Origin of the sequence: Hymenobacter aquaticus (assembly GCF_004765605.1) — a bacterium.
GTDB lineage: Bacteria > Bacteroidota > Bacteroidia > Cytophagales > Hymenobacteraceae > Hymenobacter > Hymenobacter aquaticus.
This window is the reverse complement of the sequence record NZ_SRLC01000001.1, coordinates 1,362,636-1,376,764: the sequence shown is the minus strand read 5'-3', so window position 1 is coordinate 1,376,764 and position 14,129 is coordinate 1,362,636. Positions and strand designations below refer to the sequence as shown.

At 65.3% G+C, this 14,129-nt stretch carries 12 protein-coding genes; 4 read left to right on the top strand and 8 right to left on the bottom strand.

Features of this window, described 5'->3' with window-relative positions:
• Nucleotides 1–33 precede the first annotated feature (33 nt).
• Nucleotides 34–1,023 carry an alpha/beta fold hydrolase gene (locus E5K00_RS05620; protein WP_135462273.1) on the top strand — a complete coding sequence of 330 codons (990 nt, stop codon included), beginning with the start codon at nucleotides 34–36 and terminating at the stop codon, nucleotides 1,021–1,023.
• A 26-nt stretch (nucleotides 1,024–1,049) separates the two neighbouring features.
• On the opposite strand, the gene E5K00_RS05615 is transcribed toward E5K00_RS05620, so the two are convergent.
• From E5K00_RS05615 to E5K00_RS05600, 4 genes are all read right to left on the bottom strand, one after another.
• Nucleotides 1,050–2,147 carry a formylglycine-generating enzyme family protein gene (locus E5K00_RS05615; RefSeq protein WP_135462272.1) on the bottom strand — a complete coding sequence of 366 codons (1,098 nt, stop codon included), beginning with the start codon at nucleotides 2,145–2,147 and terminating at the stop codon, nucleotides 1,050–1,052.
• A 110-nt stretch (nucleotides 2,148–2,257) separates the two neighbouring features.
• Entirely contained in the window at nucleotides 2,258–3,646 is a 1,389-nt protein-coding gene (locus tag E5K00_RS05610) for a 4Fe-4S binding protein (RefSeq protein ID WP_135462271.1), read from the bottom strand.
• 107 nt (nucleotides 3,647–3,753) lie between these two features.
• Nucleotides 3,754–3,978 carry a hypothetical protein gene (locus tag E5K00_RS05605; protein ID WP_135462270.1) on the bottom strand — a complete coding sequence of 75 codons (225 nt, stop codon included), beginning with the start codon at nucleotides 3,976–3,978 and terminating at the stop codon, nucleotides 3,754–3,756.
• A 101-nt stretch (nucleotides 3,979–4,079) separates the two neighbouring features.
• Nucleotides 4,080–5,408, bottom strand: coding sequence for an NAD(P)/FAD-dependent oxidoreductase (locus E5K00_RS05600; protein ID WP_135462269.1), 1,329 nt, complete (start codon nucleotides 5,406–5,408; stop codon nucleotides 4,080–4,082).
• Nucleotides 5,409–5,597: 189 nt separating this feature from the next.
• Between E5K00_RS05600 and E5K00_RS05595 the strand changes: the two genes are divergently transcribed.
• Nucleotides 5,598–5,975, top strand: a complete 378-nt coding sequence (locus E5K00_RS05595; protein ID WP_245328214.1) for a hypothetical protein — start codon at nucleotides 5,598–5,600, stop codon at nucleotides 5,973–5,975.
• Nucleotides 5,976–6,279: 304 nt separating this feature from the next.
• Nucleotides 6,280–6,969 carry a carboxypeptidase-like regulatory domain-containing protein gene (locus E5K00_RS05590; RefSeq protein ID WP_135462268.1) on the top strand — a complete coding sequence of 230 codons (690 nt, stop codon included), beginning with the start codon at nucleotides 6,280–6,282 and terminating at the stop codon, nucleotides 6,967–6,969.
• 72 nt (nucleotides 6,970–7,041) lie between these two features.
• On the opposite strand, the gene E5K00_RS05585 is transcribed toward E5K00_RS05590, so the two are convergent.
• From E5K00_RS05585 to E5K00_RS05570, 4 genes are all read right to left on the bottom strand, one after another.
• Nucleotides 7,042–8,535: an APC family permease gene (locus E5K00_RS05585; protein WP_135462267.1), complete on the bottom strand. Its 1,494-nt coding sequence runs from the start codon at nucleotides 8,533–8,535 to the stop codon at nucleotides 7,042–7,044.
• A gap of 63 nt (nucleotides 8,536–8,598) precedes the next feature.
• Nucleotides 8,599–9,522 carry a tetratricopeptide repeat protein gene (locus E5K00_RS05580; RefSeq protein ID WP_135462266.1) on the bottom strand — a complete coding sequence of 308 codons (924 nt, stop codon included), beginning with the start codon at nucleotides 9,520–9,522 and terminating at the stop codon, nucleotides 8,599–8,601.
• Between the two features lie 88 nt (nucleotides 9,523–9,610).
• Complete coding sequence (locus E5K00_RS05575; protein WP_135462265.1) at nucleotides 9,611–10,168, bottom strand: hypothetical protein; 558 nt, start codon at nucleotides 10,166–10,168, stop codon at nucleotides 9,611–9,613.
• 56 nt (nucleotides 10,169–10,224) lie between these two features.
• Nucleotides 10,225–10,791: a hypothetical protein gene (locus E5K00_RS05570; protein WP_135462264.1), complete on the bottom strand. Its 567-nt coding sequence runs from the start codon at nucleotides 10,789–10,791 to the stop codon at nucleotides 10,225–10,227.
• 317 nt (nucleotides 10,792–11,108) lie between these two features.
• Here E5K00_RS05570 and E5K00_RS05565 point away from each other — a divergent pair, with 317 nt between their 5' ends.
• Nucleotides 11,109–13,850: a hypothetical protein gene (locus tag E5K00_RS05565; RefSeq protein ID WP_135462263.1), complete on the top strand. Its 2,742-nt coding sequence runs from the start codon at nucleotides 11,109–11,111 to the stop codon at nucleotides 13,848–13,850.
• Nucleotides 13,851–14,129 lie beyond the last annotated feature (279 nt).

Below are 14,129 nucleotides of genomic sequence, written 5' to 3'. Positions count from 1 at the left end.
CGTAACGCAGGAAACGTACTTACCTGCTTGCCCATGTTTCGCTTCTTCTCTTGCTTGCTGCTGGCGGTGCTGCTGGCGTATTCCGGCCGTGCCCAAATGCCCGTGCTCAACGCCACGCTCGACGGCTACGAGTACCCGTTTGCCGTCAAGTACCTGCCCCTGCGGCTCGAAGGCCAGGCCCTGCGCATGGCCTACATGGACGTGCCCGCCGCGGCCCCGGCCAACGGGCGCACGGTGGTGCTGCTCCACGGCAAAAACTTCTTCGGCGCGTACTGGCGCGAAACCATCAAGGCGCTGACCGGGGCCGGGTTCCGCGTGGTAGTACCCGACCAAATCGGCTTCGGTAAATCCGATAAGCCCGATCTGCATTATTCGTTTCACCAGCTGGCCCGCAACACCAAGCGCCTGCTCGACACGCTGGGCGTGAAAAAGGCGGTGGTGGTGGGCCACAGCATGGGCGGCATGCTGGCCACCCGCTTTGCCCTGCTTTACCCCGAAACGACGGACAAGCTGGTGCTCGAAAACCCCATTGGCCTGGAAGACTACCGCGTGGGCGTGCCCTTCCAGCCCATTGACCAGGCCGAGGCCACGGAGCGCAACAGCACCGAGGCAAGCATCCGCAAGTACCACGCTACCTACTACCCTGGCGGCTACCCCAAAGCCCACGACGAGTGGCTGCTGCCCCTGGCGGCCCAAACCAAAAGCCCGGACTTTGCCCGCGTGGCCCGCGCCAACGCCCTGACCTTCGACATGATCTACCAGCAGCCGGTCAGCTACGAGTTCGGCCGGGTGCTGGTGCCCACGCTGCTCATCATCGGGCAGGCCGACCGCACGGTGGTGGGCAAGGGCCTGGTAAAAGACCCCAAAGTGCTGGCCTCGCTGGGCCAGTATCCGGCGCTGGGCCGCCGCACCGCCGCCCAGATCAAGGGCGCCAAGCTCGTGGCCCTAGATAACGTCGGCCACATTCCGCACCTGGAGGCTTTTGCCCGGTTTCGGGAGGCGCTGCTGGCGTTTATTAAGTAAGCTGGTGGCGCAAGGCGGCCGGCTTACTACGGCTTGCGCGAGGTAGCCAGCGGGGCTTGGTTCGGAAACTCAATGTCGCAGACGGCCCGGAAGCCGATGTGGGCGGCCGGGCCCTGGTAGGTGCCGCACTCCCGGATGGCGCACTCCGTCAGCCGGTCCTGGTAGCTGCCGCCTTTCGTGATGCCCTGTTCCTGCACCAGCTCGGCCACGTTGCCGGTCATGTGGTAGAGGCCCAGCCCATTCACGGGCAGGTCGTACACGTAGCTCGGGGTGGAGGCGGCCAGGAAGTACGGCGCTTCCCGGCGGCAGTTAAACATCACCAGCTCCGAGCGTTGGCGGTTGAAAGCCTGAATGTCGCGCCGAATCTGGGCCGTGGTGTTGCTGCTGCCCGAGCGTTGGCGCAGGTAGTCGGCGGCCTTGGGATTTACCTTTATTTCCGCCACGGCTACCTCGTAGGCATAGGGCAGCTTGGTGCCGTAATGGGCCGCAAACTCCCATTCGGCCTCGGTGGGCAGCCGGTACGTGACGCGCACGTAGTTCGGGTCGCGGGGGCTGCCGATGCCGCGGGCTTCGTTCAGCTGGCGCGTCACGCTGCGGCTGCGCCAGCGGCAGTACTCCAGCACCTGCTCGTAGCTGATGCCCACCACCGGGTAGAGGCGGTAAAACGGGTTGGTGAAGTAGCCCCGCACCGGCTGCACCGTCGAATCGGGGAGGTAGAGGCTGATTTCGGCGGCCGGCTTGGTTTTTTCCAGGCAGCGCAGAAACGTCTGCCACTCCACGTTGGGCACTTCCACCTCGTCCATCTGGAACCGGTCCCCGACCCAAACCACGCCGGGCGGCACCACGCCTTCGTCTTCCGCCTGCTGAATCTTGGGGCTGGGCAGGGGCAAGGCCCGCAGTCGGGCCAAGGCCACGGTAGCCGTGTCGGCGGCAAAGCGCAGGCCCACCACGCGGGCGTCGGAGAAGCCCTGGTAGGGTGCACTGGGCCGGATGGCCGGCGTCACCAGGGCCAGGGGTTGGGCGTCTTCCCGCACCGCGGCCACCCGCTCCGCCTCCGCGTGCCAGTAGCGGATCGGCACGCCGGTCTGGGCGCTGCGGGTGCCCGGCCGCGCGCTGGTGGGCACGCTGCCGCGCCCGGGAAACTCATAGCGAATAAAAGCAGTCTGGCAGGCCGAAAGCCCGCTTACGACTAGTAAAGCAATCAACCGACCACAACCCGAGAGGCGCATAACGGCTAAGATAAGATCCGCAGGCTGTCTGCGTGAATAAAGGAAGAACCCTGGTAGCGCCCTTCGCGCGGGCCGTTTTCCAGGTTGAGCACCCCGCGCGGGCAGGCCGTGCTGCACAGGCCACAGCCCACGCACGACGCCCGGATGATCGGCTCGCCGCGCTGGGCGTACTGCTTCACGTCGATGCCCATCTCGCACACGTTCGAGCAGTTGCCGCAGCTAATGCACTGCCCGCCGTTGGTGCTGATGCGGAAGCGGGAAAAATGCTTTTGCAGCAGGCCCAGGTACGCCGCCATCGGGCAGCCGAAGCGGCACCACACCCGGCTACCCATCAGGGGGTAGAAGCCCACCCCGACCACGCCCGAAAACACGGCCCCAATCACGAAGCCGTAGAACCGGTAGAGCCCGTCGGCCACGCTGCCCAGAATAGCCCCGTGCAGCACGTAATTCAGCCACATAGCCACCGTCACGAGGAGTATCAGGCCCAGAATCGGGTAGATCAGGCGCACTTCCCAGCGCCAGGCCGCGCGACTTTTGTCGGAAAGCTGGCGGTAGGGGTCACCGGCGGTTTCGGCCAGGCCCCCGCAGCCGCACACCCAGGAGCAGTACCAGCGCTTGCCGTAAAAGTAGGTGAGCACCGGCGTGGCCACCAGGGCCATTACCGCGCCCCAAAATACCATAAAGACGCCCAGCGCCTGCCCGTTCTGCACCAGGTAGTCGACCGTGCCCGGCAGCAGGTAATCGTACTTCAGGGGCCAGAAGTAGGTGAAATAGAACTCGGGCTGCTGAAAAAACTGCAGGATGCCGGGCAGCAGAAAGGCAAAGCCCAGCTGAAAGAACATCACCGAGCCGGTCCGGATCAGCTGGTAGCGCGAGTGGCGGTATTTCCACAGCGCCCGGCCGCCCATCAGCAGAATGGCCAGCGTGTAGAAGGTGCCGTACAGAAACCATTGGTCGGCCGGGTGGGCACGCAGGGCCTGGCTGAACGGGTCCAGGGCATGCACCAGGCCATTGAGCAGGCCGAAGTTGCCCTGGTCGTTGGGGGCGCTAAACCAGTAGAGCAGCACGTAAAAGCCCGTCAGCACCACGGCCGTTACCCAGGCCACGGCCCCGCGGCTGGTGCTGCCGCGCCGCCAGAGGTTGTGGTGCTGCACGCCGGCGGGGCGGCGGCCAAATTTCAGCCAGCTCCAGGCCAGCGTGCCACCGCTGAGCAGGGCCAGGGCCGCGTAGAGGCTCAGGCGGGCCCGGGCGGCGTCGGCGTCGAAGGCGGCGACCAGCACGGCCAGGAGCCCCAGGCCCACGGCGGCCAGCGAGCCTTTTTCAGCGGCCGACGGATCGGCTAGGGGCGGCTGCGCCAGCGCCAGACTAGGCCCGGCAGCAAAAGAGGAAGACATGAGAGAACAGCGGAGAGTGGGGCAGGCAGGGCAGAAAGCAGAAGCAAAGCAGAAATATAGGGTTTCTGCCCGGGAGCCCCTAGCAGTGCCCCTATAATTAATCCGGCCTAATGGTGATGATGCCCGCTGTTGGGCTTGCCAAACAGGTTGAGCAGGGAGCCCACCACGTAGAGAGCCGCCCAGCACAGGTACAGCCAGCTAAAGCCCTCGGGCATGCGGTGCACGAAATAATGCAGAATCAGGTGGGCCGCGCCGCTCATTAGCAGGCCCGTGACGGCAATAAACTGGTAGCTGTTCAGGGCGCTGGGGCGGTAGAGCTTAGAGAAATCCATGAGAAGAAAGCAACGTGCGGAAAAAGGGAAAAGCGGCCGGCCGCCGGAATAATTCAGTGGGTCCGGGAAAAATCCTGCGCCCGGCCCGCCGAATAAACCACTCAGCGCGAAAATAGGCCTTTGCGCCGGCGCAGAGCCGTGGCGTGCTGCGGAAACTGCTGGTTGAACTGCCGCACCATCTCGGGCTCGTGCTGGCGGAAAAACTCGGGGTCGAAGTTGGCCGCGCCCAGCTCGGCCATGACGGTGCGGATGGGCGTTTGGGCCGTAATCCAGGCTTCGCAGGTGGCCTGGCGCAGGCGCAGCCCCAGGGCGTTAAAGCCCGTCACGGCAAAGCCCGGGGCGCTGCCAAAGTTGATGCGCAAGGCGTGCCGGCCGCTGGGGTGCTCCCAGTAAAACGAGTCGGTGCCGGCTTCGGGCGCGGCGGGCACGCGGCCGTAGGTCTGGTACTCGAGGTTGAAAAACTTGGCCGAGTTGAACCACACGCCGCGCCGGTAGGGCGTGGGCACGCCGCAGATCGTGTGGGCCACGGTTTCGCCCTGCATGCGGCCCGTGTACCAGAACTGCTCAATGGAAACTTCGCCCCGGCCCGGCTCCCGGTGCTGGGCGCAGTCGCCGGCCGCGTACACGTGGGGCACGCTGGTTTGCAGCAGCGCATCGATCAGAATGCCCCGGTCGGTTTCCACGGCCGAGGTTTGCGCCAGGCGCAGGTTGGGCGCGACGCCCGTGGCCAGGCCCACCCACTGGCAGGCAATTTCCTCGCCGGCGGTGGTGCGCACGGCCCGCACCCGGCCCGCGGCATCCCCCAGGATTTCGGCCAGCTCGGTCTGGTAGCGCACGGCTATGTGGTGCTCCTCCAGCTGCTGATCAACCAGGCGGGCTTCGGCGGGCGGCAGCACCGAGCCCCAGTAGTGGGCGTCGCGCACCAGCACGGTGGCCGCAATGCCCCGGGAGTGCAGCATTTCGGCCAACTCCACCCCAATCAGGCCGCCGCCCACCACCACGGCCTGCCCGATGCCGCGCGTGTGCTGCTCCATCAGCGCCAGGTCGGGCAAGCCGTAGAGGCTTTGCACGCCCAGCAGGTGACGGCCCGGCCACTCGGCAGTGCGGCTCACCGAGCCGGTAGCCAGCAGCAGCGTGTCGTAGCCCAGCGTCTGCCCGTTGCTGAGGGCTACCTGCCGGCGGTCCGTGTCGAGGGTGGTAGCCGTGGCGTGCACCAGCGTCAGGCGGTTTTCGCGCCAGAACCAGTCTTCGTAGGGCTTGATGTCGGGGTAGCGCAGGTGGCCCATGTACACGTACATCAGGGCCGTGCGGGAGTAGTGATGCTCACTTTCCTCGGAAACCAGCGTAATCTGGGCCTCGGGCCGCAGGCGGCGCACGGTCAGGGCCGCCGTGACGCCGGTAATGCCGTTGCCGATAATGAGAAGACGCATACGGAGGAGAGCAGCAGAAAATGAAAAGAAGAGGCCGGAAAGCAAATGTAGATGCCCGGCGCCACACTTCGGCTGCCGGTCGGCCGGGCCGGGGCTTTTGGCAGCTTCAACGGCCTAGCCAACCTCCGCCGCGCTGGTGCGTAAGCAGATACAAATCCCACCCCGAATTTCAACCTAAGCCCCCGCATCATGGCTACCGATAACGAAAACGAAGACATCACCGCCGCCGCCGGCCTCAGCAAAAACGAGGGCCTGGAAAAGGAGCGCGAGTACAAGGAAGGTGAAAGCAACGGCAAGGCGTCCGACGACCCGTCGGCCCACCGCAACATGGGCGCCAACGGCTACACCCAGCGCAGCAACCAGAAAGACCAGCTCGAAAACCTGCACATCGGCGGCGACGACCTGACGCCGCACGGCGCCAACGACCACCACGGCGCCGGCGAGCAGGCCCAGGGCCCCGGCTTCGAAAACGAGGGCAGCTACGAGAAGGACATGGACATCCGGACCCGGGAGCAGAAGTTTGGCGAGAAAGAGCCCAGCGGCCCGCCCCGCACGCCCCGCGACTAACCGGCCCTGCCGTCAAGCAAAAGCCCCGCCCCGTTTTGGGCGGGGCTTTTTTGTGGCGCGCCGGCTCGGTTGGCGCCGGCCGACGGAACCTCGGAGCCCGCAACGGGTTAACCCTCAGCGCGGGACCCCAGCTACGAGAAAATGCGCGGTAGGGTTGCAGAAATGTTGGGTACTTGTATGACTATTTCTATATCTTTAGAAACCCTAATTAAAGCCGCCAGGAAAAAGCTTCATTCTGAAGCGGACCGGCTGCTTTTCTGCGGCTTCCCCGAACCTCTTTTTAACCCACCAATTTCCCTCATCTATGAGCAACTCTACTCCCGTTACGGAACCAGAAAACGACGAAACCGCGCTGCTGGCCAGCGAAGAGGACGAACTCTCGTCGGGTAATGGCCGGCTGGCAATCATTGTTGGGGCTATTGTCCTATTTGCCGGCCTGGGCTACGCTTTCGTTCCGGTCAAAACGGCGAAGTCGGCCATTTCCAGCGTAATGCCCTCCATCGTGCTCGGCGACGCTACCGTGACGGGTACCCGACCCGTGGAAGAAAAGCCCGAAACAATGCCCGCCGAAGCCACCGTAGCCGCCCTGACGACGGCTAAAAAACCAGTGGCCCAGCCCGTGGCCGCCCCGGCCGTAGCGGCCGCGCAGCCCGTGCAGCCCGCTATGATGGCCCCCGCTGAAGCTGCTCCCGAGCCGGAAGTCGCTGCCGCCCCGGCGCCGGTTGCTGCCGAACCCGCGTCGGTTACGCTCTCGGGCCGCATTCTGGACGAAAACGGCCGGCCCCTGGCGGGGGCGACGGTACTGGTAAAAGGCTCGCGCAAGGGTACCGGCACCGATGCCAATGGCAACTACACCCTGGAAGTGCCCGCCGGCGACAACACGCTGGTGTACGGCTACGGCGGCTACCAGGACCAGGAGCTGCGCGCCAAAGGCGGGCAGCCGGTGAATGTGACGCTGACCCCGGCCGAAGGCGGCCGCCGCCGCCGCCGGTAATACTCACTTGCTACAGAAACACAAAGGCCGCCCGGTATCGGGCGGCCTTTTTTTGTTTCACTCAGCCAGCGGCTATTCAGTCGGGTTATTGGCGAAGCGCTTGCCGAAAAGGAAGTACACCGGAATGCCCAGGGCCACCAGCATCAGGCCGCGGCGCGAGAACAGGGCCGTGTCGTCGGCCACCAGCAGAATAACGCAGAAAACCGAGGCCAGCACCACGTAGATGATGGGCAGCACGGGGTAGCCCCAGGCGCGGTAGGGGCGCGGGGCCTCGGGCCGGGTGCGGCGCAGCACGAAAATGCCGACGATGGTCACGACGTAGAACAGGATAACGGAGAACATCACGTAGTTGAGCAGCTGCCCGTACGAGCCGCTGAGGCAGAGCAGGCAGGCCCACAGGCACTGGGCCCACAGCGCGCGGTTGGGTACGCCGGCCGCGTTCAGCCGGGCCAGGCCCGAAAAGAACACCCCGTCCTTGGCCATGGCGTAGTAGGCCCGGGCTCCGGAGAGGATGATGCCGTTGTTGGCGCCAAAGGTGCTGAGCATGATGAGCACGGCCATGACCACGGCCCCGGCCGGCCCGAGCACGTGCTCGGCCACGGCGGTGGCCACCCGGTCGTCGGTGGCGTACTGAATGCCGCGCCCGGCCAGGGTAGTTGCCTCCGGCGAGCCGACCAGCGGCAAAGCCAGCAGGTACACCACGTTGACCAGAATGTAGAGCGCCGTCACGATGGCCGTGCCGATGGCCATGCTGCGCACCAGCGTCCGCTCGGGGTTCACGATTTCCTCGCCCGCGAAGCCGATGTTGTTCCAGGAGTCGGAGGAGAACAGGGAACCGGTCATGGCCATGCCGATGGCGACGACCAGGCCGCTCACGCCCAGCGGGAGCGGGGCCGCCGACACGCCGGGAGCCGGGTAGCGCACCGCGGTCCACATGTCGTGGAAGTTGGCCTGCACGGCTTCCGCGTTCAGGCCCAGGGCCAGGCCGCCGAGAATGAGCAGGGCCAGGGCCACGAGCTTGGTGCTGCTGAGCACGTTCTGAATCAGCTTGCCGGCCCGCACGCCCCGGGCGTTAATGGCCGTAATGCCGATGATCAGCAGGATGGCCAGCAGCTGCACGCTACTGAACTCGAAGGCGTAGTCGCCCACCAGCGGCCCGGTTTTGAACAGGATGTTCTTGACGCTAAACCAGGGCACCAGCACGCCGGTAAACTTGGCGAAGGCCACGCCCACGGCCGCAATTACCCCGGTCTGGATGACCAGGAACAGCGTCCAGCCGTACAGAAAGGCCACCAGCTTGTTGTAGGCCTCGCGCAGGTACACGTACTGGCCGCCGACTTTGGGAAACATGGAGGCCAGCTCGCCGTAGCTCACGGCCCCGGCCAGGGTGATAACGCCCGTGAGCAGCCAGACCACCAGCAGCCAGCCGCTGGAGCCGACCTGCCGGGAGATATCGGCCGAGACGATGAAGATACCGGAGCCAATCATGCTGCCGGTCACGATCATGACGGCGTCGAAAAGGGTAATGGCGCGCTGAAAGTGGCCTTGGGGTTGCGGGTCGCTCATGCGGAAGCAGATGGAAAACAGGTAGGAAATAGGAGCTTAGAGGAGTGAGTATGGAAGGCTAGCCTAGTGGCACTTGGCCGCCAGAGTTGCCTGGGCTTCGCGGCTGCCGGCGGCAGCGGCTTGGCTCCAGTCGCGGCAGGCGCCGGCGCGGTTGTGGTTTTCGTCGTGCCAGTCACCCCGAACCTGATAAAAACGTCCGGTGTCGCCATACAGGGTCAGGGCTTGCTGATAGGCGAGGTCGGCGGCTTGCTGATGGCCCAGGGTTTCTTCAATAAAGCCTTTCCAGAGGTGATTTTCGGCTTGGTTGGGCAGCAGTTGCAGCGCCGTGTTGATATCGGCCAGAGCCTTGGCATACTGCTTAAGGCCAAACTCGGCCGAACTGCGGCCCACATACGCATCGGCAGTAGCCGGGTAGACCTTCAGGTAATAGGTCATATCCTCAACTACGCCAGCGTACTGCTCGGCATTGAGCCTCACCACTCCGCGGTTGAAGCGGGCCTCCATATTGGCGGGGTCCAGTTCCAGCGCCCGGTCGAAGTCGCGCAGGGCACCCAGGGTATCGCCCAGCGCAAATTTGGTAGAACCACGGTTGCAGAAAATAACCGGATGCGTAGGCGCGAGGGCCAGAGCGGCATCAAAATCGGTGAGAGCTGCCTCATAGTGCTCTAACAGGCGCCGGGCCGAGCCCCGATAAGCCAGAGCCGCCACCGACTGAGGTTGTAAGGCCAGGGCGCGGGTGTAGTCTGCTTCGGCGCCGGTATAATCCTGCTGCTCTACCTTGCATTCGCCCCGGTGAATAATGGCTTCGGCATTGGTCGGCTGTGCCTGGACTACTTTCTCGAAATCAGCCTGGGCCCCGGCGTAGTCCTTCTGTTCTAACTTTTGCAGGCCGCTTTTCTCGATTTTACGAATCGAAGACTGGGCAAAAGCTTCAGCTGCAGAAACGCTAATAATAAGCCAAATCAGAAGGGCACGAGTGCTACGCATACTGGCAAATAACTGGTTAAAATGCCAGAATAGCTATTGTCGGCCGGGCCGGGTAGCGGGATACGCGGGCGGGTACCCCCGGGGCCGCCTAGAACTCGCTCCGGTCGTACCAGCTGCGCATGCGCCACGGGTCGTTGCGGTTTTTGCGCACCAGCACCAGGCGGGCGCTGCCGGCCCCGGTGAAGGTCTGGTTGTCGCGCTGCTCGATGGTGAGGCTGAAGGAGCGCTCCACGTAGGCCAGCGTATCCGAAAAAGCCGTGTCGGAGGTGGGCAGGTACTGGGTCCACTGCAGGTTGGCGGTGCGGGCGGCCCGAAACAGGCGGTAGGTGGTATTTACTTCCACGTCGCGGTTCCAAGAGCGGTCCACGTTGGTGGCGAAGTCGCGGAAGGTGAAGGTAAAGCGCCGGTCCAGCAGCTGCCCGTAGAGCGTGGAGTCGCGCAGCTGGTAGCTGGCCCGGAACCGCTCAAAAAAGCCCCGCACCGTCACGGGGTTGCCCAGCAGCTGGTTGGGGTCGGTGGGCGCGTCGTCGAGGCCGGGGGCAAAGGGGTTGCAGGCCCCGGCTGCTACCAGGAGCCCCGCGCCGGCTAACCCCGCCCAATGGCGGGCCGGCAAGGAGCGAAGGGCGGCAGGTAGAAAGGGCAGCATGGCAGGAGCCGGAAGGGGAAGAAGGACACAGCGAAAACCGCCGACGATTCCGGAAGTTAACGGGTAATAAAATACTTTTTCAAGTCCGTCCAGCTCAGGCGGGCCGAGGTGCGCTGGTCGCGCCAGCCGGCAATCTTCCACTCGTTGTTGCGCCGGCGCACCAGCAGCCGGATGCTGCCTTCCAGCAAGGTAGCCCGAAACGCCGTGTCCGACTGCGTGACGCGCAATTGGTACAAAGCCGACACCTCCGCCGAGTCGGTGGTGAAAAACTGGTCGCGCCGGTTGGTGAGCACCAGCTGGTTGGTGGTCGTGGGCAGGGTGCGGCGGCGCAGGCTGTTGAGGTAGTCGCGCTCCTCGCTCACGCTCCAGTTGGCAAACAGCGAGGCCGTGGTGCCGGCGGCCGTGGGGTCGGGCACGAAGCGGTAGCCTGGGCCGCTGAAGCACCGCTCGTAGTTGGGTACGTTCAGGCGCTGCACGGCAGTGGTGAAATTGGCCAGCAGAATGTCAATCTGGGTGGGAGCCAGCCAGTCGCTGGCCGCGTCGGCGGGCTCGGGCTCCCGGATCTGGAAGCAGCCGGTGCTCAGCAAGGGGACAATCAGCAGCAGGCAGCAACGACGGAGCATGGCAGGGAAAGCGTGTATCTTGCCCAAGATACGATTCAGACCCACACCGGCCGCACGTAAAGTGCTCGGATATATGAATAAGTGAATAAGGCCTGGTCGCCGGTTTCTGCTGCCGCCCCGCAAGTTGGTCGGCTCCGCTGAGCCCGCCACCGGAACGCTACGGGCCCACGGCGCGTAACCAGCTACGCCAAGTGCCCGCCGTGCGCCCGGAAAACAGCCGCGGGCGGGTACACGTGCGGCCAGCCCGGACCCAAGCGGCGCAGTTGGGCGGCGAATAGCTATTTTTGCCGCCCGCATTTCCCACCGTTACCCGCGTAATGTCGCAAAAGCTACTGGTGTTTCTGATAGGCCTGCTGCTGGTTTCGGCCCTCGGCTCCTATGTGTACTACCGCCGCGCCGTGGCCCGCGTGCCCGTCGACCCCTGGGCGCTGGTGCCCGACGACGCCGTGTTTGTGGCCGCCACCCGCGACCATGCCACGCTGGTGCGCCACCTGAAGGAAACCCAGATCTGGGACAATCTGACGGCCGTGCGCTACTTCCAGCAGGTGGAAGAGCACGTGACGCTGGTCGACAGCATCACGGGCACGCGCAACACGCTGCTGCGGTTTCTAGGCACCAAAAAGGTGCTGACCTCGGTGCACGTCACCGCCCCGCACACCTTCGACGTGCTGTTTCAGGTGCCCATCGGGAGCGTGCGCGAATACCGGCAGGTGCGCACCCTGGTCGATGGCCTGGGCCGCGACCCGCGCTATCAGGTCGGCATCCGCGACTACCAGGGCGAGCAGCTGACCGACATCCGGGAGCGGGCCACCGGCGAGGGAATCACCTTTTTCAACTACCGCAACCACCTTATCGTGAGTGCCAACGCTGGGCTGGTGGAAGCCGTGGTGCAGCGCCTGCTGCACCCCTCGCTGCCGTCCGTAGCCGCCGATTTCCAGAGCACCGACTTCCTGCAACTCAAGGACGTGGATGCTACGCTGCTGATCAACTACCGGCGCATTCCGCAGTTTCTGAACGTGTTTTTCCGGGCCGAGGCCCAGCCCGGCGTGGTGGCCGCCACCAGCCTGGCCCGCAACGGGCAGTTTGAGCTGAAGCTGGCCGGCAACAAAGTTGTGCTCAACGGCTTTGCCAACCCCGAAACGGCCCGGGGCAGCCTGCACCAGCGCCTGCGCCTGCAGCCGGCCCAGCGCCTGCGCATGGCCGAGGTGCTTTCCCTGCGCACGGCCATCCTGGTGCACCTGGGGCTCGACCGGGCGCAGGTGCTGCGGGCCGCCCGCCCCGCTGCTCTGCCCGCCGACTCGCTGGGCCAGCAGGCCGCCCCGCTGATCGACAGCCTGGCCGCCCAGCTGACCGAGGAAGCGGCTCTGTGCTACCTGGCCACGCCCTCGGCCCGCATCCGGCCCGCCAAGCTGGCCCTGGCCTACTGCGCGGCCCCGGTGAAGGTGGCCACCCTGCTGGGGCAGCTGCGGCGGCTGAATGGCGTGAGTCCGGCCTTCGAGCGGGTGGGGCCCTACCAGATGTACCAGACCGGCGTACCCGAGCTGCCCACCCGGCTGCTGGGCTCCCTGTTTACGGGCTTCAGTGCGCCGGCCGTGGCGCAGGTCGGCAACTACGTGGTGTTTGGCGAGGATGCGGCGGCCCTGCGGCTCTGGCTGACCGACGTGGCGGCCGGCGAGGTCTGGAGCCGCTCGCCCACGCAGGTGGCCTTTCTGCAGGAAACCCAGCCCCTGGCCCGCATGCGGGTGCTGATTGACACGCGCAACAGCTGGAACGTGCTGCTGCGGGCCTTGGTGGAAGACCGGCGGGCCGGGCTGCTGCGCAACGAAACCCTGCTGCAGCGCTTTCCCCAGATTGCCCTGCAGTTTGTGCCTTCCGCCAACGAAGGGGAGCCTGGTGCCCAGTATTTCACCCAGCTGGTGCTGCGCCACCCCGCCATTGGGCCCGCCGTGGCCAAGCCCCAGGCCGCCAACGGCACGGGCGGGGCCCTGGCCTTCAAAACCCAGCTCACCAGCGTGCCTTTCCTGGTGCCGGTGTCCGGGGCCCGGCTGCCGGGGGTGCTGGTGCAGGATGCCCAACAGGCCCTGCACTACGTCACGCCCGACAACGTGGTGACCTGGTCCGACTCGTTGCCCGGGCCGCTGGTCAGCCCCATTCGCCGCCTGACGACGGGGCCGGCCCCGGGCTACCTGTTTGCCACGCCCACCCAGGTGCACCTGCTCGATGACGGCGGGCGGCCGGCGCCCAACTTCCCGCTGCACCTGCCCGACAGCGTGCAGGCCACGTCCCTGACCGTGTCGCCGGGTAGTGGGCGCACGGCGCCGCGCCTGCTGGTGGGTGGCGGGGGTAGCAACCTGTTTTTGTTCGACACCAACGGCCGCGCTTTCCCCGGCTGGCAGCCCAAGCGCATGGAGTTTGGCCTGGCCGCCCCGCCCCACTACCTAGTGGTGGGAGGGCGCGACGTCATCGTGGTGCTGCTCGAAAACGGCTACATCTACGCCTACGACGAGCAGGGCAGCGTGTACCCGGGCTTCCCCATCAGCGTGGGGGCGCGGCTGCACTCGGCCGGCTTCGTGGAAAACGGCGCTACGCTGCGCCGGGCCCGCGTGACGGTTGTGACCCAGCACGGCGAGCGGGTGAGCTTCAACCTGAGCGGCGACATCGTGGCCCGCACCCGGGTGGCTACCTGGAGCCGCAGCTCCACCTTCCAGTTGGTGCCCGACCAGAACCAGCGCGGCTACGTGGTGGCCCGGGAAGACGGCGGCCGGCTCACGGTGTTTGAGCCCACGGGCCGGCAGGTGCTCAGCCAGAGCTTCCTGACCTCGGGCCCCAAGCCGGTGCAGTACCTGAGCTTCGGCGCGGCCCGCAGCGCCTACGTCCTCACCGAGCCCGGCCCGCACAAAGCCTACATCTACGACGCCCGGGGCCGCCTGGTGGGCGGTCAGCCCTTCGACAGCAGCACCGCCACCGTGGGCCTGGAATACGACGCCGCCACCAATACCTACCACCTCTACCGCGTCATCGGCAACGAGCTGCGCCGCACGGATCTGAAAATGAACTAAATTCAGGTCCGAATCTAGTATTACCACCCTATGATGAGCTATACTTTATTTGCAATAAGCCTACTCGGTAGCCTCAGCCAATGGCTGCCTGGGTTCAGTCCCGTGGCCCCGCGCCCGGCAAAAGCCGACAACTATCAGGTGCGGGTGCTGAGGCGTAAAGACCCCGCTGCGGGTCCAGTGGTATATGGGATAATATACGGCTTTGACAGGCCGGAGCCATTGAAAATAAGTGTTCTGCGAATTGGCAGGCACATTGTTTCGGCAGACACGACGGGGAGT

Coding starts and splice junctions, on each gene's coding strand:
- E5K00_RS05585 (WP_135462267.1), bottom strand. CDS start 8,535: ATGAGCGACCCGCAACCCCAAGGCCACTTTCAGCGCGCCATTACCCTT.
- E5K00_RS05565 (WP_135462263.1), top strand. CDS start 11,109: ATGTCGCAAAAGCTACTGGTGTTTCTGATAGGCCTGCTGCTGGTTTCG.
- E5K00_RS05610 (WP_135462271.1), bottom strand. CDS start 3,646: ATGTCTTCCTCTTTTGCTGCCGGGCCTAGTCTGGCGCTGGCGCAGCCG.
- E5K00_RS05605 (WP_135462270.1), bottom strand. CDS start 3,978: ATGGATTTCTCTAAGCTCTACCGCCCCAGCGCCCTGAACAGCTACCAG.
- E5K00_RS05595 (WP_245328214.1), top strand. CDS start 5,598: ATGGCTACCGATAACGAAAACGAAGACATCACCGCCGCCGCCGGCCTC.
- E5K00_RS05590 (WP_135462268.1), top strand. CDS start 6,280: ATGAGCAACTCTACTCCCGTTACGGAACCAGAAAACGACGAAACCGCG.
- E5K00_RS05570 (WP_135462264.1), bottom strand. CDS start 10,791: ATGCTCCGTCGTTGCTGCCTGCTGCTGATTGTCCCCTTGCTGAGCACC.
- E5K00_RS05575 (WP_135462265.1), bottom strand. CDS start 10,168: ATGCTGCCCTTTCTACCTGCCGCCCTTCGCTCCTTGCCGGCCCGCCAT.
- E5K00_RS05600 (WP_135462269.1), bottom strand. CDS start 5,408: ATGCGTCTTCTCATTATCGGCAACGGCATTACCGGCGTCACGGCGGCC.
- E5K00_RS05580 (WP_135462266.1), bottom strand. CDS start 9,522: ATGCGTAGCACTCGTGCCCTTCTGATTTGGCTTATTATTAGCGTTTCT.
- E5K00_RS05620 (WP_135462273.1), top strand. CDS start 34: ATGTTTCGCTTCTTCTCTTGCTTGCTGCTGGCGGTGCTGCTGGCGTAT.